Raw genomic sequence first — 18818 nt, forward strand, 5'->3', positions numbered from 1 at the left:
GTCAGAGCCCTCGACGGACGAGCGCGTCGTCGCCGGGTGCCTGCGCCGGCGGCCGCGACCAGTGCGACAGGTCGCCGGCGACGACCTCCCGCACGAAGTCCGGGTCGCCCGGCACGAGGGGCTCGCCGACCGACCACGCGGCGACGCCCGAGGCGACCAGCGGGCCGGTCGCCCCGGTGACCCGGGTCGAGGTGATGACGTCGGTGCAGGCCTCGAGCTCGTCGGCCGGGAGGAACGCGGCCGGACCGGCGAACCAGGCCAGCACGACGCAGCCCTGTGGCGACCGCATGTCGGTGCGCAGGAACTCGGCGGGCACGACGACCAGGTCGCCGCGACGGTAGGTCCCGCCCTCGAGCAGGAGCTCGCCGTCGAGCACGAGCACCTCCTCCGAGGCGTGGTATCCGCCCGGCGTGAGCCGCTCGAAGCCGGCCGGGAACCGGCCGAGGATCGAGAAGTGGCCCTCCGGTGCGGCGAGCGGCACGAGCTCGATGCCGCCGTTCGAGCCGGGCATCGGCACCTCGCGCCAGGGCTGGGCGTCGAGGTCGGTCAGGTCGAGCTCGGTGGGGCGGGGCATCAGCGGGCCGCCCGGTCCGCGAGGGCCAGGGTGCGCTGCGCACCCGCGAGGACTGCGGGGTCGACCAGTCGTCCCTGCGGATCGAGCACGACGCCGCTGCCGGCTGCCTCGGCCTCCTCGAGGAGGCGGAGCACCGTGCGGGCCTCGTCGACCTCGTCGGTGGTGGGCGTGAACACCTCGTGCACGACCGCGACCTGCGCCGGGTGGATGCACGCACGACCGACGAAGCCCAGACGCTGGACCCGCTCGGTCGAGACACGGAGCGCGTCGGGATCGGCCGTGATGCGTGAGACGGGGCCGACCGGCGGCGCGATGCCCGCGGCGACGCTGGCGAGCACGACCATCGTGCGCATCGACAGCAGCTCGACCTCGTCCTCGCCGGGCGTGATGCCGGTGTCGCCGGCGAGGTCGACCTCGCCGATCTGCATCTGGTGGACCCGCGGACCGCTCGCGATCTCGCGCACCCCCAGCACCGCGACGGCAGACTCGACCAGCGGCATGAGCCGCGTGGTCTCGTCGCCGGCGGCCGAGAGCTGGGCGGCTACCGCCTCGACGTCCGCCCGGCTCTCGGCCTTCGCGAGCGCCAGGCCCGTCAGGCCGGGGAGACCCGCGAGCGCGGCCACGTCGGCGTCCCGCAGCGGGCCGGCGTTGACCCGCACCCACACCTCGGTCGCCAGGTCGGCCGGGAGGGTCCCGATCCACGCCACGACGGCGTCGCGGGCGACGTCCTTCTCGGCGAGAGGGACGGCGTCCTCCAGGTCGACGATGACCGCGTCGGCCCCCCGCCCGAGGGCGCCGGCCAGCTTGCTGCCGGCGTTCCCCGGGACGTAGAGGTAGCTGCGGGGCAGGTCACCGACGCCCTCGCCCGACGACCGGGTCATCCGACGACCGTGTCCCCGCGCAGGAGCGACTTGGCGACGACGGTGCGGAGCACGTCGTTGGTGCCCTCGCCGATGCTCATGAGGATGGAGTCGCGGTAGAGGCGCTCGACCTCGAACTCGGTCGAGTAGCCGTAGCCGCCGTGGACCTTCATCGAGTCGATCGACGCCTGGAGGGCGACCTCGGAGCAGAAGATCTTCGCCATGCCGGTCTCGACGTCGGCCCGGCCACGGCGCACCGCGTCGGCCGACCAGTAGGCCATCAGACGCGAGGCCTGGACGTTCGTGGCCATCGAGGCGAGCTGCAGCTGGATCGACTGGAACTCGCCGATCGTCTGGCCGAAGGCCTTGCGCTGGTTGGCGTAGGCGAGCGCCTCGTCGTAGGCGCGCTGGGCGATGCCGGTGGAGCGAGCGGCCATGTTGACCCGGCCCCACTCGAGCGCCGACAGAGCCTGCTTCATGCCGACGCCCTCGACGCCGCCGAGCAGGTTCTCCTTCGGCACGCGCACGTTGTCGAGCACGATCTCGCACGACTCGGTGCCCTTGTAGCCGAGCTTCGGGATGTCCTTGGTGACCGTGAAGCCCTCGGACGTCGAGTCGATCAGGAGGATGCTCATGCCCTTGTGGCGCGGATCCGCGGTCGGGTCGGTCTTGACGAGGACCGGCAGCGGGTTGGCGTAGCGGGCGTTGGTGATCCACATCTTGGCGCCGTTGACGACGTAGTGGTCGCCGTCGAGCTTCGCCGTGGTGCGGATGCCCTGCAGGTCCGTGCCGGCGTCGGGCTCGGTCAGGCCCACGCCCGTGCGCAGCTCGCCCGTGGCCAGCTTCGGCAGGTAGGCCTGCTTCTGCTCCTCGGTGCCGTGCATCGCGAGCATGCGGCACGACAGCGAGTGGCTGCCGAGGATGCCGGCGACGCCCATCCAGCCGCGGGAGATCTCCTCGAAGACCAGCGCGAACGAGACCGGGTCCAGGTCGAGGCCGCCGAACTCCTCGGGAATGGTCATGCCGAACAGGCCCATGTCGGCCATGCCCTTGACGATCTCGGTCGGGTAGCGGCCCGACTGCTCCCACTCGCGGGCGACGGGGATGATCTCCTTCTCGACGAACGTGCGGAGAAGCTTGCGGAACTGCTGGTGGTCCTCGGACAGGGTGAAGTCCATGGCGGGTGCCTTCCTCAGGTGGTGGTCGAGCTGGTGGTCGGCCGGAACACGGGGAGTGCCCGGCCGTCGGTCAGGTCCCACCAGGTGACCTCGACGGCGTCGCCGATCGAGACGGTCTGGTGGGGGTGGATGCGGGTCAGGAGGATCGGTCCCTCGGCCAGCCGGACGCGCGCGATCGTGTAGGGCGTCGCGACGTCGGCGCGGGGGGCGCGGTGGACCACCGTGAAGGAGTCGACCTCGCCGCGCCCGGAGACGTCGACCTGCGTCAGTCCCTCGAGCGTGCTGCACGCGACGCACACCGCCCGGGGCGGGTGCTGCACGGCCTGGCACGCCGAGCACTGCTGCACCGTCAGCCGGTGCTCACGGGTCGCGTCCCACCACGCGGTGGTGACGTCGTCGGGCTGCGGGACGGGGGGCTCGGGCGTCGGCACGGGCTCGGTGTGCGCGGTCGTGTCGGTCATCGGTCGGCCCCCAGGACGACGGTCGCGTGCGTGGACATGATGCCTCCGGTGCCGTGGGCCACGGCGATCTCCGCGTCGGGCACCTGACGGGCGCCGGCCTCGCCGCGCAGCTGGCGCACGGCCTCGACGAGCAGGAGCACGCCGTACTGGCCGGGGTGGCAGTACGAGAGGCCACCACCCGCGGTGTCGAGCGGCAGGTCGCCGCCGGGCCGGATGCGGCCGCCGGAGATGAAGTCCAGCACCTCGCCGCGGCCGCAGAAGCCGAGCGCCTCGATGCTGAGCGCGGCGGTGATCGTGAAGGAGTCGTACACCTCGAGCACGTCGACGTCGGCCGGCGTGATGCCGGCGCGGGCGAAGGCGTCAGCGCCCGACCCGACGGCACCCGTGACGGTGAGGTCCTGCACCGTGGTCATCGAGGTGTTGGTCGTGCGCTCGCCGTAGCCGAGCACCCGCACGACCGGCTTCGCCAGGTCGCGCGCCCGCTCGAGCGAGGTCAGCACGACCGCGCCGCCGCCGTCGGTCACGAGGCAGCAGTCGGCGACCGTGAGCGGGCTCGAGATCATCCGCGACGAGACGACGTCCTCTGCGGTCAGCGGTCCGGCGCCGAAGCGGTAGGCCGCCGGGTTGAGCAGGGCCCACTCGCGGGCCGCGACCGCGACCTCCGCCAGCTGCTCGTGCGTGCCGCCGTAGCGGTGCAGGTACTGCTGGGCGGCCATCGCGTAGTACGACAGGGGGTACAGCGGGTCGTACGGCACCTCGAGCTGCGCCTCGGGGGTGTGGTCCTCGGTGACGCCGCCGAGCTTGCGCGACGCGGCCGAGCGCTGGTTGGAGGCGAAGCTGATGACGATCGTCTCGGCCTGACCGGCCTCGATCGCCTGGGTCGCGCGGGCCACCATCATCTCGTAGGCGGAGCCGCCGGCGAAGGTCGAGTCGGTCCAGCGCGGCTGGAGCCCGAGATGGTCGGCGACCTGCGTGGCCGAGAAGCGCGAGACGCCGGTCGTGGCGATGCCGTCGACGTCGGCGAGCGTGAGGCCCGCATCCGCGAGGGCCCGGGTGATCGCCTGCGTCTGCAGGGTCAGGATCGACAGGTTCGTGACGCCCAGGTCGGACTCGGCCGCGCCCACGATCGCAGCGCCGGTACCGGTGCCGGTGGTGGGGCTCATGGTCGGCCCGTCCCGTCGGCACGACCCAGCAGCACGCGGGCCGAGGCGGGCTTGACCGCGAAGCGGTCGTCGCGTCCGTCGGTGCCGAGCGTCGTGACGGTCATCGTGACGTCGACGTACGAGGGGTCCTCGGTCACCGCCCCGTCGGCGGAGCCGACATGAACAGCAGAGACCTCGCCCTCGCAGCGCACTGACTCCCCCGCGAACATCAGGTTGCGGAACGTGAAGTCGATGCTCTGCACGAAGCACTGCGGGCCGAGCCAGTCCTGCAGCATCTCGACGAGCAGCGCACCGAAGACCTGGCCGTCGACGATGGGACCGGGCAGCTTCTTGGCCGCGACGTAGTCGGGGTCGTAGTGGCTCTGGTACCAGTCCCACGTGGCACCGGCGTACGCGACCATGTCGGGCAGGCCGATACGTCGCTCGAGCGGCGGGATGGTGTCGCCGACCTTCGGCACGGCAGGGGTGCCGGGCCCTGGGCGGCGGGAAGACACCGCGGTCATGACTGGCCTCCCAGGTCGATGAAGATGATCGTCTCGGTGTTCTCGGCGAGGAACTCGTCGTGCTCGTCGGTGTAGGTCGCCCGCGACGTCACGATGAGCATCGCGGCGCCCGAGCCGCTCGTCTTCTCGACGGCGTCGGTGATCTCCCACGTCGCCGTCACGACGTCCTCGGGCCGCAGGCGGCGGCCGAAGACGTAGGCGTTGCCGCCCCGGACCTCCCGGGTGTTCTCGATCTGGATGCCCCAGCGGTGACCGGCGTAGCCCTCGTCGTCCATCGGCAGGCCCGAGTACTGGTTCGTCTCGCAGATCAGGGTCGGCGGGGCGGTGACCCCGGCCAGGCCCTGCGCGCGAGCGTGCTCGGGATCGCGGTAGAGCGGGTTGTCGTCACCGATCGCGAGGCCGAAGTAGCGGCCCGACGCGGCGCCGAACGGCTCCGGGGCGGTGTAGACCCGGCGCTGTCCCACCAGCGCCCGGATCTCGTCGGTCAGCAGGCTCACGCCTCGCTCCCCTCGTCACCGGCCGGGTACAGCGCCATCGGGAAGACCTCGAGCAGGAACTCGTCACGCAGCAGCGCCTTGCAGATGGCTCCGGTCGACGCGGGCCACGGCTCCGACAGCAGCTTCTCGCGCACCGGGGCGACGGCCCGGTACTCCGGGATGGCCGACTCGACGCAGTACTCCACGGTCTCGAGGAGGTCGGTCGGCCCGAGACCCGCATGGGCCAGGAGCTCCAGGATCGAGCCGAACGTCGCCTCCGCCTGGGCGCCGATGTCACCGGGGTGCAGCGCCTCCTGGGTCTCCATGTCGAGGGCCGCGAAGCCCGACATGAACAGGGTGCGGCCGGCCTTGACGCCCGGCGAGTAGGTGAGGGTGTCGTAGCGCGACCAGCCCGGGTTGACGAGCTCGAGCGGGTGCCGCGACGCGGTGACGTCCATCGCCACGAGCACGCCCGGGGCGTGCAGGCGGCTCATCAGGATGCCGCCGGCGCCCGGGTAGACGCCCGCGCCGCCGAGGCGCTCCTTGCGCACGCGGTGCGAGCGTCGGTACTCGTCACGCGTCTCGGGGGTGGAGTAGTCGTACGTCGTCACGGCGTGGTCGAGCGACAGACCGGTCTCGCGCAGCAGCGCGTCGGCGCGGTCGAGGCAGTAGGCGTACTGACCCACGAAGTCGCCCGGCGACACGACGTCGCCGTGCTCGTCGAGCGGGACGACGGTCGGCAGGTAGACCGTGCCGTCGTGACCCTCGCGGATCGGCGACGCCGCCCAGGCGCCGGCGTCGCGGGCCTCGCTCGCGGCCCGCAGCTCGGTGCCGCCGCCCTTGACCGCGTGCAGCTCGACCTCGAGGAACGCGGTGCGGCGCACGAGACGCTCGACCACGACGGTGCGGACGACGGGCTCGTGCGCGCCGAACAGCTCACGGCGCACCGACGCGGCTGCCTCGTAGTCGGGCAGGCCCGACAGGGTGACGTTCTCGGTGATGCGCGTGACGTCCTCGGGGCCGAGGCCGGCGCCCGCGAGGATCGTGAGCACCTTCTCGTAGGCGATGCGGGCCTGCTGCTCCATCGTGCCGCCGACCGTCATCTTGCCGACCTCGGCGTCGAACGCGGCGGACGTGTGGCCGGACGTCCAAACGTTGTCGCCCTCGGAAAGTCCCAAGCAGAACGTGAACCCCTCGTACGGGAACCAGGGGAACTCCGCGGGGCGGATGGCGTTGAGCGTCATGACGGACCTCCAGGGCCGGGAACGGGGTGGATGGCGGAGTGGAGCGCGGCGACGAGGGCGTCGAGCGAGGGCTCGTCCTCGAGCCGGGCCAGCAGGTCGGCGACGGCCTGGCCCCCATGGCCGGCGTTGCCGAGGAACTTCTGGTGCAGCTGGTCGTCGGTGAGCGGGTGGGCGGTCGTGCCCGCGCTGCCGGAGACGGAGCCGACGACGTCGCGCCCGTCCTTGAGCCGCACGACGACGCGACCGGCTGCGTCGGCCGCGTGACCCACGGGGTCGGTGATGTTCCACGAGATCCGGGCCGCGACGTCGGAGACCTCGAGGCGGTCCAGCGACGCGGGCTCGTACGTGTCGAGTCCGACGGTGCCGTCGACGAGCATCGCCGCCGTGCTCCAGGGGAGCGAGAACTTGGCGGCGTACGGCGTGTTCGGGTGCACCAGGTCGCGCCCGGGCGGGCAGACGGTCGGCGCGGAGTCGGGGTGGACGTCGGCGATGATCGAGACGACGTCGGCCGCCCCGAACGACTCGCGGACGGCGACCTCCCGCATGGCGTCGAGCGTCACGTGCATGAGCTGACAGGCCGGGTACGGCTTGATGCCGATGCGGGTCGTCTCCCAGCGGTCACCGAGGCCCTCGACCACGCTCTCGGGGTCGGCGGGCACCGCGGAGAGCGCGTCGTACAGCCCGTTGGGGCCGTCGAGCACCGTCGCGGGTCCGCTGGCACCGGCGGCGGCGAGCCGCGCGGCTAGGATGCCGGCGTGCGAGGCGAGGCCGGGGTGCAGCTGCTTGGTGGAGGCGCCGGTGCCGAGGAAGGCGAGCAGCCCGCCCGCCTGGCTGCCGGCGATGCCGAGCGCGTCGGTCGCGGTCCCGGGCTCCTGGCCCGTGAGCCGGGCCGTGACGAGCGCCGAGGAGAACACCCCGGCGACCATCGTCGCGTGCAGGCCGCGCGTGTGGAAGCCGTGCGGAGCGGCGGCCGCGATGCGGCAGACCGTCTCGTAGCCGACGACCGCGGCGTCCAGCGCCTGGCGACCCGTCGCCCCGACCTGCTGACCGACGGCGAAGACCGCCGGCAGCACGACGGCCGTCGCGTGCACGAGGCCGCCCGCGTGGGTGTCGTCGAAGTCGAGGGCGTGCACGAGGGCGCCCGTGGCCAGTGCGGCAGCGGGAGCCCCGATGCGGCGGTCGTCGCCCAGGGCGACGGCCTCCGGCGGTCCGCCGAGGCCGGCCGCAACCTCCAGCACCGGGTCGACGGTGCCCGAGCGGTGGCCGGCGATCGCGGTGCCGAGGCCGTCGAGCAGGTGCCGCTTCGCGGCCGCGTCGACGTCCGCAGGCACGTCCAGCGGGGACGTGCCCCAGTGGGCGAGCCTGCGCGCGGTGGTCATCGGGCGGCGGCCTCCGTCTCGGCCGTGTCGGGCTCGACGGGAGCCACCGCACCGAACGCTCCGCGGCTGCGCAGCGCCTCGAGCGCGTCGGCGTCGAGGTTCAGCACCTCGGTCGCGACCTCCTCGAGGTGCTCGCCGCGCTGCGGCGCCCGACGGTACTCGGGCACCTCGGACCCCACCCGCACGGGCGAGCCGAGCTGCTGGAGCGTGCCGTAGTGCGGGTGCTCGGTCTCGACGATCAGGTTGCGCGCCGCGGTGTGCGGATCGGTCAGCGCCGCCTCGACGTCGTTGATCGGACCGCAGGGGATCGAGGCCGCGTAGAGCTCGGGCAGCCAGTCGTCGACGTTGCGCTCGCGGAAGATGTCCTCGAGCAGGCCGATCAGCTCGGCCTGGTTCTCCCGGCGCGACGAGAAGCTCGCGAACGGCGAGTCCTGCTCCGCCCACTCCGGGTGGCCGACGACCTTGGCGAGCCGCTGCCAGAACTTCTCCTTCGCGCAGCCGACGACCATCCAGCCGTCCTTGGCCTCGAAGGCCTGGAAGGGCACGAGGGACGGATGGGCGGAGTGGCTCGTGCGCACGGGCTCGAAGCCGGCGTTGAGCTTCCAGGTGGCCAGGTAGGCCAGCATCGTGACGGCCGTGTCGTAGAGGCTGACGTCGCAGTCCATGCCGACGCCGTCGCGGCGCGCGGCGTGCACCCCGGCCAGCAGCGACATCGCGGCGACGAAGCCGCCGGAGTAGTCCACGAGCGACAGGCCACTCTTGGTCGGCGGCCCCTCGGGCTCGCCGGTGAGCTCCATCCAGCCGGCCAGGCCCTGCAGGATGTAGTCGTAGCCGGGCTCCTTCGAGCGCGGGCCGGTCATGCCGAAGCCGGTCAGCGAGACGCAGACGATCGCGGGGTTGAGGTGCTTGAGGTCGTCGTACATCAGGCGCATCTTGGCCGGGACGTCACCGCGGAGGTTGGAGTAGACGACGTCGGAGACCTTGACGAGCTCCTCGAAGACCTCGCGGCCCGCCTCGCTCGTGAGGTCCAGGGAGATGCTCCGCTTGTTGCGGTTGAAGGTCTCGAAGAACAGCGAGTCCTCGCCGTCGAAGTACGGCGGCACGTAGCGGCCGACGTCGCCGCCGACGTTGGGGTCCTCGATCTTGATGACCTCGGCGCCCAGGTCGGCCAGGTGCACCGTTCCGAACGGTCCGGCGCCGTACTGCTCGACGGCGATGATGCGGATGTCTTCCAGCGGCTTCATCGATTCGCTCCCGTGAACTCGGCGATCATGTCGATGATCGCGTCCTGGGCGACGCGGGTGTCCTGCGCCGCAATGCCGTGCGTGGGTGGGCTGAGCTTGATCGAGTCGGCCACGCCGTCGTAGGCGGAGACCCGCTCGACGACCTCGTCGCGCGTGCCGCTGAGGGTCAGGGCGTCGACCATCTCGTCGCCGACGACGTCGGCCAGGTAGTCGGCGCCCGTGCCGGCGCGGAACGTCTCGATGACCGTCTGCTGCGCCTCGCCGAGACCGTGGAACTCGAACATCTCGACGTAGGAGCGGACCGTCGCGTAGAAGCCGACCAGGCCCGCCGCGCGGCGCCGGGCGACCGAGCCGTCGGCGTCGATCGAGCAGCAGGCCGAGACGACGACGTCGAAGTCGGCGCGCGACTTGCCGTCGGTCTTGTCGATGCCGGCCTGGAGGTCGGGCAGCAGGCGGTCGGTCAGGTAGCCCGGCGAGCACAGCTCGTGGCTGATCCAGCCGTCGCCGATCTGGCCGGCGAGCCGCATCATGTACGGGCCCATCGCGGCCAGGTAGACCGGGATCTCGGTCCGCTGCACCGGGAAGGGACGCTCGTACCCGCGGATGTGCATGGGCTCGTAGTCGCCCTCGGTCTGCATCGTCTCGCCGGTCGTGGCGGTCGACCAGAACAGGCGGAGGTTCCGCACGGTCTCGCGCATGTGCGGCACCGGCTTGCCGAACTCGACGTGGTGCCAGTCCTCGTTGAGGCGCTGCACGCCCGAGCCGAGACCCAGGACGAACCGTCCGCCGCTCATCTCGTCGAGGTCGAGCGACTCCAGGGCCGTCACCATCGGGCTGCGCGTGAACGCCAGCAGGATCGAGGTGCCGACCTTCGCGGTGCTCGTGCCGGCGGCGAGGGCCGCCGCGGTGATCGTCGCGCTGCGGTGGAGCTCGGAGGTCCAGAGGATCTCGGCCCCGGCCTCCTCGGCCCGACGGCCGGCCGCGACCAGCTCCTCCAGGGTCTCCCCCCAGGGCTGGTAGGTGATGGCGAGGCTCATCGCGCGCCCTTGGTGCGCTCCGCCTCGGACTCCAGCGACAGCGGGACCTCGGCCTCCGGGAAGATGCCCTCGAGCTGCTCCGCGCCCTGCTTGTAGACGTAGAACGTGCGCTTGAACGAGCACACCTCGACGGCGTCCTGGTTCAGCGTGCGCGTGCGCACCGTGACGATGCCGGCGTGCGGCCGCGACCCCGACTCGCGCTTCTCGAGCACGAGCGACTCGCTGTACAGGGTGTCACCGGAGAAGACGGGCTTCGTCATCTTGATGTCGTCCCAGCCGAGGTTCGAGAACGCGTTCTGCGTCAGGTCCGTGACGCTCTGGCCGACGGCGATGGCGAGCGTCAGCGTCGAGACGACGAGCGGCTTGCCGAACTCCGACTTCGCCGCCCACTCGGTGTTGAAGTGCATCTGCGCCGTGTTCATCGTCAGCAGCGTGAACCAGGTGTTGTCGGTCTCGGTGACGGTGCGACCCAGGGGGTGGCGGTAGACGTCGCCGACCTCGAAGTCCTCGTAGAACCGGCCGACCCAGCCCTGCTTCTGACCCATGATTGCCCTCTTCCCTCTGACGTGGTGCGTCCAGAATAAATGTCGGACGTATCTCCGTCAAGAGGTTTCGGCGGTCGTTATCTGCTGTTAACGACTACAAAATAGGGCGAAACAAAATGACAGACTTTTACGACTGACGACGGCTGACGTCGTGGTCGAGGTACGTCTCACGCAGACGCGTGAGGTGGTCGTGCATCGCCTCGGCCGCGGCGTCGGCGTCCTGCGCCGCGATGGCCTCGAGGATCGTCTCGTGGTCGTCGTCAACGCTGCGCCACACGCGCGGCTCGACGTCCGGGTTGAGGAACTTGGTCTGCAGGACCCGGAAGACCGGCTCGGTCATGATCTCGAGCAGCGGGTTCTGCGAGCTCTGCAGGATGATGCCGTGGAAGTTGCGGTGCTCCTGGAAGCGCATCCCGCGACCCCGCGTGAGCTTCTCGCGGTCGACGGCCTCGCGCATCGCCTCGAGGTGGTGGTCCTGGCGCCGCTCCGCCGCCCGACGCGCCGCCGGCACCTCGAGGATCTCGCGGGCCTCCAGCATCTGCGTGACGGTGATGTCGTCCGAGCCCGACATCAGGCCGAGGCTCGTCTCCAGGTAGTCGCTGACCTGCTCCTGCTCGACACGGCGCACGAACGTGCCACCGGTCGTGCCGCGTGCGGTCTCGACCAGGTCGCGCGACGCCAGCGCTCGGAGCGCCTCGCGCACCGTGCTGCGGCTGACGCCGAAGATCGACGAGAGCTCGGTCTCCGACGGCAGCCGGTCACCGGCCGCGAGGGAACCGTCCAGGATCAGCGCCAGCAGCTGGTCGGCGACCTGCTGGTACGCCGGGCGCACACGGCTGACCGTGAGCGCCTCGGCGCCCCGGTCGTCGGCCGATCGACGCGGCGGGATCGCCGCCGAGATCGCGTCGTTGGTCATGCTGCCTCCTGGTCGGTCCACGTCACGGCGTGGTCGTCGCGATCGTCGCGATGTGCTGGTCTCGGATGTCCCGCTTGAGAATCTTCCCACTGGGATTCCGGGGAAGTTCGTCTACGACATGCCATTCGCGCGGAACCTTGTACTTCGCGACGCCGCCCTTGACGTGCTCCTCGACCACTCCGACGTCGATCGTGACGCCTCGTCGCGCGACCACGAAGGCCGCGATGCGCTCACCGTAGACGTCGTCGGGCAACCCCACCACCGCGACGTCGTCGACGTGCGGGTGCTGCGCCACGACCTCCTCGATCTCGCGTGGGTAGATGTTGACCCCGCCGGCGATGATCATGTCCTTCTTGCGGTCGACGATCGAGATGAAGCCCTCCTCGTCGCGGACGGCGATGTCGCCCACCGAGAAGAAGCCGTCGGCGTCGGTGCCCTCGCGGGTCGCCTCCTCGTTCTTGAGGTAGCCCTTCATCAGCATCGGCGACTTGGCGTACAGCTCGCCGGGCTCGTTCGGACCGACCTCCTGGCCGTCGTCGCCGACGAGGCGGACCTGCTGGAAGAACCACGGGTGACCAACGCTGCCGGCCTTGCGGAGCGACTCCTCGGGACGCAGCGTCGTGACGACGGCGCACTCGGTGGACCCGTAGAGCTCGTGGATCCCGACACCCGGGAAGGCCTCGTGGACCCACTTCTTCAGGTCGATCGGCAGCGCGGCGGCGTTGAAGTAGAGGGTCTTGAGCGCCGACAGGTCGTACTTGACCATCGGGTCCTCGATGACCCGACGGATCTGCTGCGCGTGCGTCGGCACGAGGAACACCGTGCTGACGCGGTCACGCACGAGGCCCTCGAGGAACTGCTCGGGGTTCCACGAGCGCAGCACCGACGTGGTGCCACCCGTCTGCGGCCCGGCGTAGGCGAACGCGAAGCCGGCACCGTGGTACATCGGCGCGACCGCCATCGTCGAGCTCGACGGGCCGAGGCCCCACTCCAGGGCCGAGAGGTAGTTGTTGATGACCCGCGCCCGGTGCGTCAGGACGACGCCCTTCGGCAGACCCGTCGTGCCCGACGTGTAGGTGATGCAGAACGGGTCGTCGTCGTGGACCTCCACGAAGGGGTCGACCGCGCGGGCCGTCGCGAGGAACGTCTCGTAGTCACGACCGACCTCGCCCGTGAGCGACACGACGGTCGACAGGTCGTCGAGCGTGCCCTCGACGCCCGCGGCGAGCGCGTCGTCGACGATGATCGCCCGGGCCTCGGAGTGACCGAGGATGTAGGCGTTGTCGGAGGCCTGGTTCTTCGGGTTCAGCGGCACCATCGGCAGGCCGGCCTTGGCGAGCCCGGCCGCGATCTCGAAGTACTCCATGCGGTTGCCCGAGAGCACCGCGACGGGCTCGCCCGGTCGCAGGCCCTGCTCCAGGAGCCCGGCCGCCAGACGGTTGGAGCGGTCGTCGAGCCCGGCAAAGGTCAGCCGTCGGTCGCCGTCGACGACGGCGTCACGGCGCGGGCTGGACTTCCCGAACTCGCGGATGCCGGCCGCCATGTGCAGGGGCACGTTCATGCTGAGGTTCACGCCTTCTCCTCCGTCGTCTCGAGCAGCATCAGGACCTCGGCGACGGCGAGGGTCTCCTCGTCGGCGTCGACCGCGGTCCACGTCCAGTCCTGCAGGGTCTTGCCCGAGCTCGTCGTACGGCTCTCGCCCGGCTCCAGTCTCACGCGGACGCTGGTGCCGGCGACGACCATCTTCCGGAACGAGACGCGGCGGACCTCGACCATCGCGATCGCGTGGTCGAGGGCGCCCGACTGCTCGACGAGCCCGCCCATCATGAGGAACAGTCCCTGCCCCGGGAGGGGCCGGCCGGCGTCGGTGCGCTGGAACAGCGGGTGGGTGTAGCCACCGGTCTCGACGAGCGTCGCGATCGTCTCGGCGGTGACCTCGACGGTGCCGGTCTCGATCGCACTGCTCATCGCGGAGCCGGTCTCAGCGGCCACGGCGGAGCCGGTCTCAGCGGTAGGAGTCGACATCGGCGTCCCCCCAGTACGGATCGCGCTTCTCGACGAAGGCGCGGAAGCCCTCGCCGGCGTTCGGGTCGTGGGCGAACTGCGTGAACAGGGTGATCTCGTGGTCGAGCGCGCCGTCGACCCCGTAGGTGCGGACGCCGTTGATGAGGCGCTTGGTGATCGCCATCGCCGGGCGCGACTGACCCACCATCGAACCGACGAAGGACGCGACCGCGGCGTCGAGCTCCTCGTACGGGTGGCTGGCGATCGCGAGCCCCCACTCGACCATCTGCGGACCGTTCAGCCAGGTCGGCGTCAGCATGAGCGCCTTGGCGCGCTGGTCGCCGAGCTTGTGCGCGGCCCGGGCGCTGGCGCCGCCGCCGGACGGAACGCCGAACGAGACGTGCACGTCACCGACCTTGGCGTCGTCGGCCGCGATCACGATGTCGCAGGCCAGGATGAGCTCGAACCCGCCGGCCCGCGCGAGCCCGTCGACCTGCGCGATGACGGGGATGCCGAGCGCCTCGAGCCGCTTCAGGGTCGCGTGGTAGCTCGTGATGAACGGGACGAACACGCCGTCGGGATCACCGAAGCAGCTCTCGAGGAACGTGATGTCCATGCCCACGCAGAACGCCTTGCGGCCGGCGCCGCGGATGACCACCGCGCGCAGCGAGTGGTCGGCCTCGGCGGCGTCGATCATGGCGTCGAGCTGCTCGACGGTGGTGGGCGTCAGGCTGTTCAGCGTGTCCTCGCCGTCGAGGAGCACGTGCATCACCCGGTCACGGACCTCGTAGGTCACGTCGGTCATCAGATCGTCTCTTTCGTCGAGGCGCACTCGAGGGCGAACGCGACCAGGTGGTCGGCGTAGGTCTCGGGCACGCGCAGGTGGGGCTGTCCCGGCAGGCCGGGCAGGATCTCGAGGCGGCCGTCCTGGGCCAGCTCCATCGCCTCGGCGTCGGCGAACGCGAGCATGTCGTGCTCGGCGTCGAGCAGCAGCACGGGGCAGGCCGCGGTGCGCAGCAGCTCGCGGGGGTCGTGGCGGAAGGCCGCCTGGTAGCCCCAGTGGTAGCGGTCCTTGACGCGCAGGAGCTGCATCGCGGCGACGTGCAGGAGCTCGGGGGTGAGCTCGGGCCAGATGCGGGTGTAGCGCTCGACGGCCCAGTCGAACTGGGCCCCGTCGAGATCGGTCGGCACCGGCGGGGTCCAGCCGGCGATGAACTCGTCGCGCTGCTCCGGGCTGAACAGCGAGATGCCGCTCAGCACGATGCCGGCCGTGTCGGGCACCAGGTGGCACAGCTCGACCGCGAGCGCGGCGCCCGTGTGCACTCCGGCGAAGACCGGCGCCTCCATGCCGAGCGCGGTGCACGCCTCGGCGATGACCGCGGCGTAGTCGCCCAGCTCGAAGCCCTCGCGCGGCGGCGGGCTCGACGCCCCGTAGCCGGGGGTGTCGAAGGCGACCACGCGCGCCCGGCCGGCCAGCGCACGGACCACGTCGAGCCAGACCTCCGACGACAGCGGCGACTCGTGCAGCAGGCCGATCCACGGCCCGCTGTCGCCCGCCGTCACGGCGTGGAGCTGGCCCCAGGACGTGTCGACGTAGGTGCGGCGGAGGACGTCGGGAGCGGTGGTGCTCATCCCTGCTCCCCCGCCGGCACCGCGTCGCGGACCGACGTGTCGCCCTGGAACGCCTTGTAGGCGTGCTTCTCGCGCGGGTCGGCCGACAGACGGGCCGACAGCAGCGTGCGCGTGTAGGCGTGCTGCGGCGAGCGGAACAGGTCGAGCGTGGGCGCCGTCTCGACGATCTCGCCGAGGTACATCACGGCGATGCGGTCGCTGACCTTCTCGACCGTGTGCATGTCGTGCGACACGAACAGGTAAGCCAGGCCGAGGTCCTGCTGGATCTCCGCAAGCAGCGCCAGGATCTGGGCGCGGATCGAGAGGTCGAGCGACGACGTGGGCTCGTCGAGCACCACGAACTTCGGCTGGGAGATGATCGCCCGGGCCACGCCGACGCGCTGCTGCTGGCCGCCGGAGAGCTCGCCCGGGAGACGGGCGGCGGTGTTTCCCGTCAGGCCCACGCGCTCGAGCGCCTCGTGGACACGCGTGCGGATCTCGGTCGAGCCGAGGTCGCTGCGGTGGATCTGGAGCGGCTCGGCCACGATCGCGCCGATCGACATGCGGGGGTTCAGGGACTCGTACGGCTCCTGGAACACGATCTGCATGTCGGCGCGCTTGGCGCGCAGCTCCTTCGGCGAGAGGCTCGCCAGGTCCACGCCGTCGAGCCGCACCGACCCGGAGTCCAGGTCGAGCAGTCGCAGGACCGCGCGGCCGAGCGTGGACTTGCCGGAGCCGCTCTCGCCGATCACGGCGAGCGTCTCGCCGGCCTCGACACGCAGGCTCACCCCGCGCAGGGCGCGGACGGGATCGCCGCCGCGCTGCCGGGACGGGAACGTCTTGAACGCCTCGTCGACCTCAACCAATGACATCGTGGAGCTCCTCGCGCTTGGGCACCGAGCTGATCAGCTTGCGGGTGTACTCGTGCTGGGGGTCGACCATGACGTCCTCGACGCGGCCGTGCTCGACGACCTTGCCGTCGAGCATCACGACGACCCGCTGGGCGTACTGGGCGATGACGCCGAGGTCGTGCGTCACGAGCAGCATCGAGCGCTGCTCGCTGCGGACGAGCCCCGAGATGAGGTCCATGATCTGCGCCTGGACCGTGACGTCCAGGCCGGTCGTCGGCTCGTCGGCGATGAGGAGCTGCGGGCTGAGCGTCGTGGCGAGCGCGATGACGACGCGCTGGGCCATGCCGCCCGAGAGCTGGTGGGCGAACCCGTCCAGCACCCGGTCCGGGTTGACGATGCCCACGCCGTCGAGCATCGCGTGCGCGATCTCCCGCGACTCCTTCTTGCTGACCTTCGTGCCGTGGGCCTTCTGCAGCTCGTGGAACTGCCGCTCGATCGAGTAGATCGGGTTGAGCGAGCCGAACGGGTTCTGGGCGACGAAGCCGATGCGACGTCCGCGGACGTGGCGCATCTTCTTGGTCGGCGTCCGCAGCAGGTCGCCGTGGCCGGCGAGCTCGATCTTGTCGGCGCCCACCGTCGCGTTGGGCGGCAGGAGCCCGAGGATGCCCTTGATGGTCGTGGACTTGCCACAGCCCGACTCGCCGACGACACCGAGGATCTCGCCGCGGCCGACCGCGAGGTCGATGCCGCGCACGGCGTGGACGACGCCGTCGGGCGTCGCGATGTCGACGGTCAGGCCCTGGACGTCCAGGACCGTCTCGGGGGTGGTGGGGGTGGTCTCGGTCATCGGGAGCCCTTCATCGATAGGACCGGGCGGTACGGTCGCCGATGGCGTCGGCGATCTGGTTGAAGGCGAGGACGCAGAGCAGCACGGCCACGCCGGGGAAGGCGGCGATCCACCACTCGCCGGAGGACATGTTTCCGGCGCCGTCGCGGATCATCGATCCCCATGACGGGGTGGGTGCGCTGACGCCGACGCCGAGGAACGACAGCGACGACAGCACGACGATCGAGTTGGCGATGGTCAGCGACGTCTGGACGAGGATCACGCCCCAGACGTTCGGCAGCAGGTGCTTGAAGATGAGCCGGGGCGTGGTCGCGCCCATCGCCGTGGCCGCCTCCATGAAGCGGCTCTCGCGCAGCGACAGCACCTCGCTGCGGAGCAGGCGCATGTAGCGCGGGATGTTCTGCAGCGAGATCGCGACGACGACCATGTAGAGCTTGTTGCCCGAGAGCGTGACCAGCGCGAGCGCCAGGATCAGCAGCGGGAACGCCTGGAAGGCGTCGAGCGCCCGGACGATCCGCTGGCTGCCGCGGCCCTTGGTGCTGGCCGCGAGTCCCAGCGGCACGCCGATGACCAGCGCGACCGCCGCGCCCGCGAGGGCCAGCGACAGGTCGACCCTGGCCGCGTCGATCGTGCGCGAGAAGACGTCGCCGCCCGTGCCGTCGGTGCCGAACCAGTGGGTCCCGTTCGGGGACTGGCGCGACGCGGAGCCGTCGGTGGCCGCCGAGCTGTACGGCAGTGGGCCGAGCAGGCTCCACAGCACCAGCACGACGATGAAGACCCCGCCGAGCGTGGCGCCCGGGTGCTCCTTCGCGGTGCGCCAGAGGACGGCCGCGCGGGACGGGGCGAGCTGCAGGTCAGCCATGGGTGATCCTCGGGTCCAGGAGTCCGACGATGATGTCGAGCGCGGTGTAGGTGATCAGCGTGATCGCCCCGGAGACCAGGACCATGCCCTGGACGACCGGGATGTCGAGGCGCAGGATGCCCTGGACGGCCCACGAGCCCAGGCCGTCCCACGCGAAGATCTGCTCCACGATCGCCTCGCCGCCGATCAGCGCGGCGAAGATGACGCCGGCGTAGGTCACGATCGTGCCGCGGGCCTCGACGAAGGCGTAGCGGAGCACGGTGCGCTCCGGCAGTCCCATCGCGCGGGCGAACTGCGCCTGCTGGGAGTTGAGGGCCTTGCCCACGGTCGACCGCGACGTCTTGGAGAAGTACGCGGCGTAGACCAGTCCCAGCGTCACGACCGGCAGCACCAGGTGGCTCACGGCCGACCAGAAGGTCGCCATCTCCCCCCGGAGCAGGGCGTCGATCGTGATGAAGCCGGTGATCTTCTCGGGCCTCATCTCGCTGATCCCGATCTGCCCCGACGGTGCGGGCGCGAGGCCCATCACGAAGAACACGACGTAGATCAGGATCAGGCCGAGGAAGAAGTCCGGCACCGACTGGAACACGCTGGTGCCCAGCCGGCCGAGCTTGTCGGGCCAGCGCCCCCGGAAGTAGGCGCCGGCCGAGCCGACGCCGATGCCGACGACGGCCGCGAACACGACCGACAGGATGATCAGGCTCAGCGAGGCCGGCAGCCGGTTGCCGATCTCGGAGGTGATGGACAGGTTCGTGTAGTAGGAGGTGCCCAGGTCGCCCTGGAGCAGGCCCCCGATGTAGTCGGTGTAACGGTCCCAGAGCGGGTCGTCCAGCCCCAGATCGGCGCGGATCGCGTCGATCTGGGACTGGCTCGCCACGGGTCCGGCGATGACCTCCGCCGGGTCTCCGGGGGTGACGCTGACCAGGAGGAAGGACAGCGTCACCACACCGAAGAGCGCGGCCACGAGGAAGACGAGCCGAGACGCGACCAGCCGCAGTGCGCCGGTTCCGCGTCGGGGCCGGGACAGCTCCTGCGACGAGGTGGTCGTGCTCAGCGTCATCTG

At 71.1% G+C, this 18818-nt stretch carries 21 protein-coding genes; all 21 read right to left on the reverse strand.

All coding sequences use genetic code 11. The annotated features are described in order from the left end of the window. Nucleotide 1 precedes the first annotated feature (1 nt). The 21 genes from LO931_RS04525 to LO931_RS04625 all read right to left on the reverse strand — a co-directional run bounded on the left by LO931_RS04525 (nucleotide 2) and on the right by LO931_RS04625 (nucleotide 18815). Complete coding sequence (locus tag LO931_RS04525; protein WP_229052084.1) at nucleotides 2-574, reverse strand: hypothetical protein; 573 nt, start codon at nucleotides 572-574, stop codon at nucleotides 2-4. Continuing rightward, complete coding sequence (locus LO931_RS04530; RefSeq protein ID WP_229052085.1) at nucleotides 574-1455, reverse strand: CoA ester lyase; 882 nt, start codon at nucleotides 1453-1455, stop codon at nucleotides 574-576. Before LO931_RS04530 ends, LO931_RS04525 begins: the two co-directional genes overlap by 1 nt. After that, complete coding sequence (locus LO931_RS04535; RefSeq protein WP_229052086.1) at nucleotides 1452-2612, reverse strand: acyl-CoA dehydrogenase family protein; 1161 nt, start codon at nucleotides 2610-2612, stop codon at nucleotides 1452-1454. Before LO931_RS04535 ends, LO931_RS04530 begins: the two co-directional genes overlap by 4 nt. 14 nt (nucleotides 2613-2626) lie before the next feature. Next, nucleotides 2627-3073, reverse strand: a complete 447-nt coding sequence (locus tag LO931_RS04540) for a Zn-ribbon domain-containing OB-fold protein (protein ID WP_229052087.1) — start codon at nucleotides 3071-3073, stop codon at nucleotides 2627-2629. Then, complete coding sequence (locus LO931_RS04545) at nucleotides 3070-4236, reverse strand: acetyl-CoA acetyltransferase (RefSeq protein WP_229052089.1); 1167 nt, start codon at nucleotides 4234-4236, stop codon at nucleotides 3070-3072. The genes LO931_RS04540 and LO931_RS04545 overlap by 4 nt, the downstream gene beginning before the upstream one ends. Then, nucleotides 4233-4739, reverse strand: a complete 507-nt coding sequence (locus LO931_RS04550) for a MaoC/PaaZ C-terminal domain-containing protein (protein WP_229052091.1) — start codon at nucleotides 4737-4739, stop codon at nucleotides 4233-4235. The genes LO931_RS04545 and LO931_RS04550 overlap by 4 nt, the downstream gene beginning before the upstream one ends. After that, nucleotides 4736-5236 (reverse strand): MaoC family dehydratase N-terminal domain-containing protein, encoded by a 501-nt coding sequence (locus LO931_RS04555; RefSeq protein ID WP_229052092.1) that lies wholly within the window; start codon nucleotides 5234-5236, stop codon nucleotides 4736-4738. The genes LO931_RS04550 and LO931_RS04555 overlap by 4 nt, the downstream gene beginning before the upstream one ends. Beyond that, nucleotides 5233-6459, reverse strand: coding sequence for a RidA family protein (locus tag LO931_RS04560; RefSeq protein WP_229052094.1), 1227 nt, complete (start codon nucleotides 6457-6459; stop codon nucleotides 5233-5235). The genes LO931_RS04555 and LO931_RS04560 overlap by 4 nt, the downstream gene beginning before the upstream one ends. Further along, a complete protein-coding gene (locus LO931_RS04565) occupies nucleotides 6456-7838 on the reverse strand; it encodes an MmgE/PrpD family protein (protein ID WP_229052096.1) in 1383 nt (460 codons plus the stop codon). The genes LO931_RS04560 and LO931_RS04565 overlap by 4 nt, the downstream gene beginning before the upstream one ends. Then, entirely contained in the window at nucleotides 7835-9082 is a 1248-nt protein-coding gene (locus LO931_RS04570) for a CaiB/BaiF CoA-transferase family protein (protein WP_229052098.1), read from the reverse strand. Before LO931_RS04570 ends, LO931_RS04565 begins: the two co-directional genes overlap by 4 nt. Further along, nucleotides 9079-10119 (reverse strand): LLM class flavin-dependent oxidoreductase, encoded by a 1041-nt coding sequence (locus tag LO931_RS04575; RefSeq protein WP_229052100.1) that lies wholly within the window; start codon nucleotides 10117-10119, stop codon nucleotides 9079-9081. The genes LO931_RS04570 and LO931_RS04575 overlap by 4 nt, the downstream gene beginning before the upstream one ends. After that, a complete protein-coding gene (locus LO931_RS04580) occupies nucleotides 10116-10664 on the reverse strand; it encodes a MaoC family dehydratase (protein WP_229052101.1) in 549 nt (182 codons plus the stop codon). The genes LO931_RS04575 and LO931_RS04580 overlap by 4 nt, the downstream gene beginning before the upstream one ends. Before the next feature lie 127 nt (nucleotides 10665-10791). Next, the gene (locus LO931_RS04585) at nucleotides 10792-11580 is read right to left on the reverse strand and encodes a FadR/GntR family transcriptional regulator (RefSeq protein ID WP_229052102.1); all 789 of its coding nucleotides are present in this window, start codon (nucleotides 11578-11580) and stop codon (nucleotides 10792-10794) included. A gap of 22 nt (nucleotides 11581-11602) precedes the next feature. Continuing rightward, a complete protein-coding gene (locus LO931_RS04590; RefSeq protein ID WP_229052103.1) occupies nucleotides 11603-13153 on the reverse strand; it encodes a class I adenylate-forming enzyme family protein in 1551 nt (516 codons plus the stop codon). Beyond that, a complete protein-coding gene (locus LO931_RS04595; protein WP_229052104.1) occupies nucleotides 13150-13605 on the reverse strand; it encodes a hypothetical protein in 456 nt (151 codons plus the stop codon). Before LO931_RS04595 ends, LO931_RS04590 begins: the two co-directional genes overlap by 4 nt. Continuing rightward, nucleotides 13586-14389, reverse strand: a complete 804-nt coding sequence (locus LO931_RS04600; RefSeq protein ID WP_229052105.1) for an enoyl-CoA hydratase/isomerase family protein — start codon at nucleotides 14387-14389, stop codon at nucleotides 13586-13588. The genes LO931_RS04595 and LO931_RS04600 overlap by 20 nt, the downstream gene beginning before the upstream one ends. Continuing rightward, nucleotides 14389-15216 (reverse strand): alpha/beta fold hydrolase, encoded by an 828-nt coding sequence (locus LO931_RS04605; RefSeq protein ID WP_229052106.1) that lies wholly within the window; start codon nucleotides 15214-15216, stop codon nucleotides 14389-14391. Before LO931_RS04605 ends, LO931_RS04600 begins: the two co-directional genes overlap by 1 nt. Beyond that, the gene (locus LO931_RS04610) at nucleotides 15213-16067 is read right to left on the reverse strand and encodes an ATP-binding cassette domain-containing protein (RefSeq protein ID WP_229052107.1); all 855 of its coding nucleotides are present in this window, start codon (nucleotides 16065-16067) and stop codon (nucleotides 15213-15215) included. Before LO931_RS04610 ends, LO931_RS04605 begins: the two co-directional genes overlap by 4 nt. Next, nucleotides 16054-16893 (reverse strand): ABC transporter ATP-binding protein, encoded by an 840-nt coding sequence (locus LO931_RS04615; protein ID WP_229052108.1) that lies wholly within the window; start codon nucleotides 16891-16893, stop codon nucleotides 16054-16056. Before LO931_RS04615 ends, LO931_RS04610 begins: the two co-directional genes overlap by 14 nt. 10 nt (nucleotides 16894-16903) lie before the next feature. After that, nucleotides 16904-17755, reverse strand: coding sequence for an ABC transporter permease (locus tag LO931_RS04620; RefSeq protein ID WP_229052109.1), 852 nt, complete (start codon nucleotides 17753-17755; stop codon nucleotides 16904-16906). After that, nucleotides 17748-18815: an ABC transporter permease gene (locus tag LO931_RS04625; RefSeq protein ID WP_229052110.1), complete on the reverse strand. Its 1068-nt coding sequence runs from the start codon at nucleotides 18813-18815 to the stop codon at nucleotides 17748-17750. Before LO931_RS04625 ends, LO931_RS04620 begins: the two co-directional genes overlap by 8 nt. Between the last annotated feature and the right edge of the window lie 3 nt (nucleotides 18816-18818).

Source organism: Aeromicrobium sp. Leaf350 (assembly GCF_916858655.1).
GTDB lineage: Bacteria > Actinomycetota > Actinomycetes > Propionibacteriales > Nocardioidaceae > Aeromicrobium.

Excerpts from the sequence above, each read along its gene's own strand:
- LO931_RS04525 (WP_229052084.1), bottom strand. The coding sequence starts at position 574 with ATGCCCCGCCCCACCGAGCTCGACCTGACCGACCTCGACGCCCAGCCC.
- LO931_RS04530 (WP_229052085.1), bottom strand. The coding sequence starts at position 1,455 with ATGACCCGGTCGTCGGGCGAGGGCGTCGGTGACCTGCCCCGCAGCTAC.
- LO931_RS04535 (WP_229052086.1), bottom strand. The coding sequence starts at position 2,612 with ATGGACTTCACCCTGTCCGAGGACCACCAGCAGTTCCGCAAGCTTCTC.
- LO931_RS04540 (WP_229052087.1), bottom strand. The coding sequence starts at position 3,073 with ATGACCGACACGACCGCGCACACCGAGCCCGTGCCGACGCCCGAGCCC.
- LO931_RS04545 (WP_229052089.1), bottom strand. The coding sequence starts at position 4,236 with ATGAGCCCCACCACCGGCACCGGTACCGGCGCTGCGATCGTGGGCGCG.
- LO931_RS04550 (WP_229052091.1), bottom strand. The coding sequence starts at position 4,739 with ATGACCGCGGTGTCTTCCCGCCGCCCAGGGCCCGGCACCCCTGCCGTG.
- LO931_RS04560 (WP_229052094.1), bottom strand. The coding sequence starts at position 6,459 with ATGACGCTCAACGCCATCCGCCCCGCGGAGTTCCCCTGGTTCCCGTAC.
- LO931_RS04565 (WP_229052096.1), bottom strand. The coding sequence starts at position 7,838 with ATGACCACCGCGCGCAGGCTCGCCCACTGGGGCACGTCCCCGCTGGAC.
- LO931_RS04570 (WP_229052098.1), bottom strand. The coding sequence starts at position 9,082 with ATGAAGCCGCTGGAAGACATCCGCATCATCGCCGTCGAGCAGTACGGC.
- LO931_RS04575 (WP_229052100.1), bottom strand. The coding sequence starts at position 10,119 with ATGAGCCTCGCCATCACCTACCAGCCCTGGGGGGAGACCCTGGAGGAG.
- LO931_RS04580 (WP_229052101.1), bottom strand. The coding sequence starts at position 10,664 with ATGGGTCAGAAGCAGGGCTGGGTCGGCCGGTTCTACGAGGACTTCGAG.
- LO931_RS04585 (WP_229052102.1), bottom strand. The coding sequence starts at position 11,580 with ATGACCAACGACGCGATCTCGGCGGCGATCCCGCCGCGTCGATCGGCC.
- LO931_RS04595 (WP_229052104.1), bottom strand. The coding sequence starts at position 13,605 with ATGTCGACTCCTACCGCTGAGACCGGCTCCGCCGTGGCCGCTGAGACC.
- LO931_RS04600 (WP_229052105.1), bottom strand. The coding sequence starts at position 14,389 with ATGACCGACGTGACCTACGAGGTCCGTGACCGGGTGATGCACGTGCTC.
- LO931_RS04605 (WP_229052106.1), bottom strand. The coding sequence starts at position 15,216 with ATGAGCACCACCGCTCCCGACGTCCTCCGCCGCACCTACGTCGACACG.
- LO931_RS04610 (WP_229052107.1), bottom strand. The coding sequence starts at position 16,067 with ATGTCATTGGTTGAGGTCGACGAGGCGTTCAAGACGTTCCCGTCCCGG.
- LO931_RS04615 (WP_229052108.1), bottom strand. The coding sequence starts at position 16,893 with ATGACCGAGACCACCCCCACCACCCCCGAGACGGTCCTGGACGTCCAG.
- LO931_RS04620 (WP_229052109.1), bottom strand. The coding sequence starts at position 17,755 with ATGGCTGACCTGCAGCTCGCCCCGTCCCGCGCGGCCGTCCTCTGGCGC.
- LO931_RS04625 (WP_229052110.1), bottom strand. The coding sequence starts at position 18,815 with ATGACGCTGAGCACGACCACCTCGTCGCAGGAGCTGTCCCGGCCCCGA.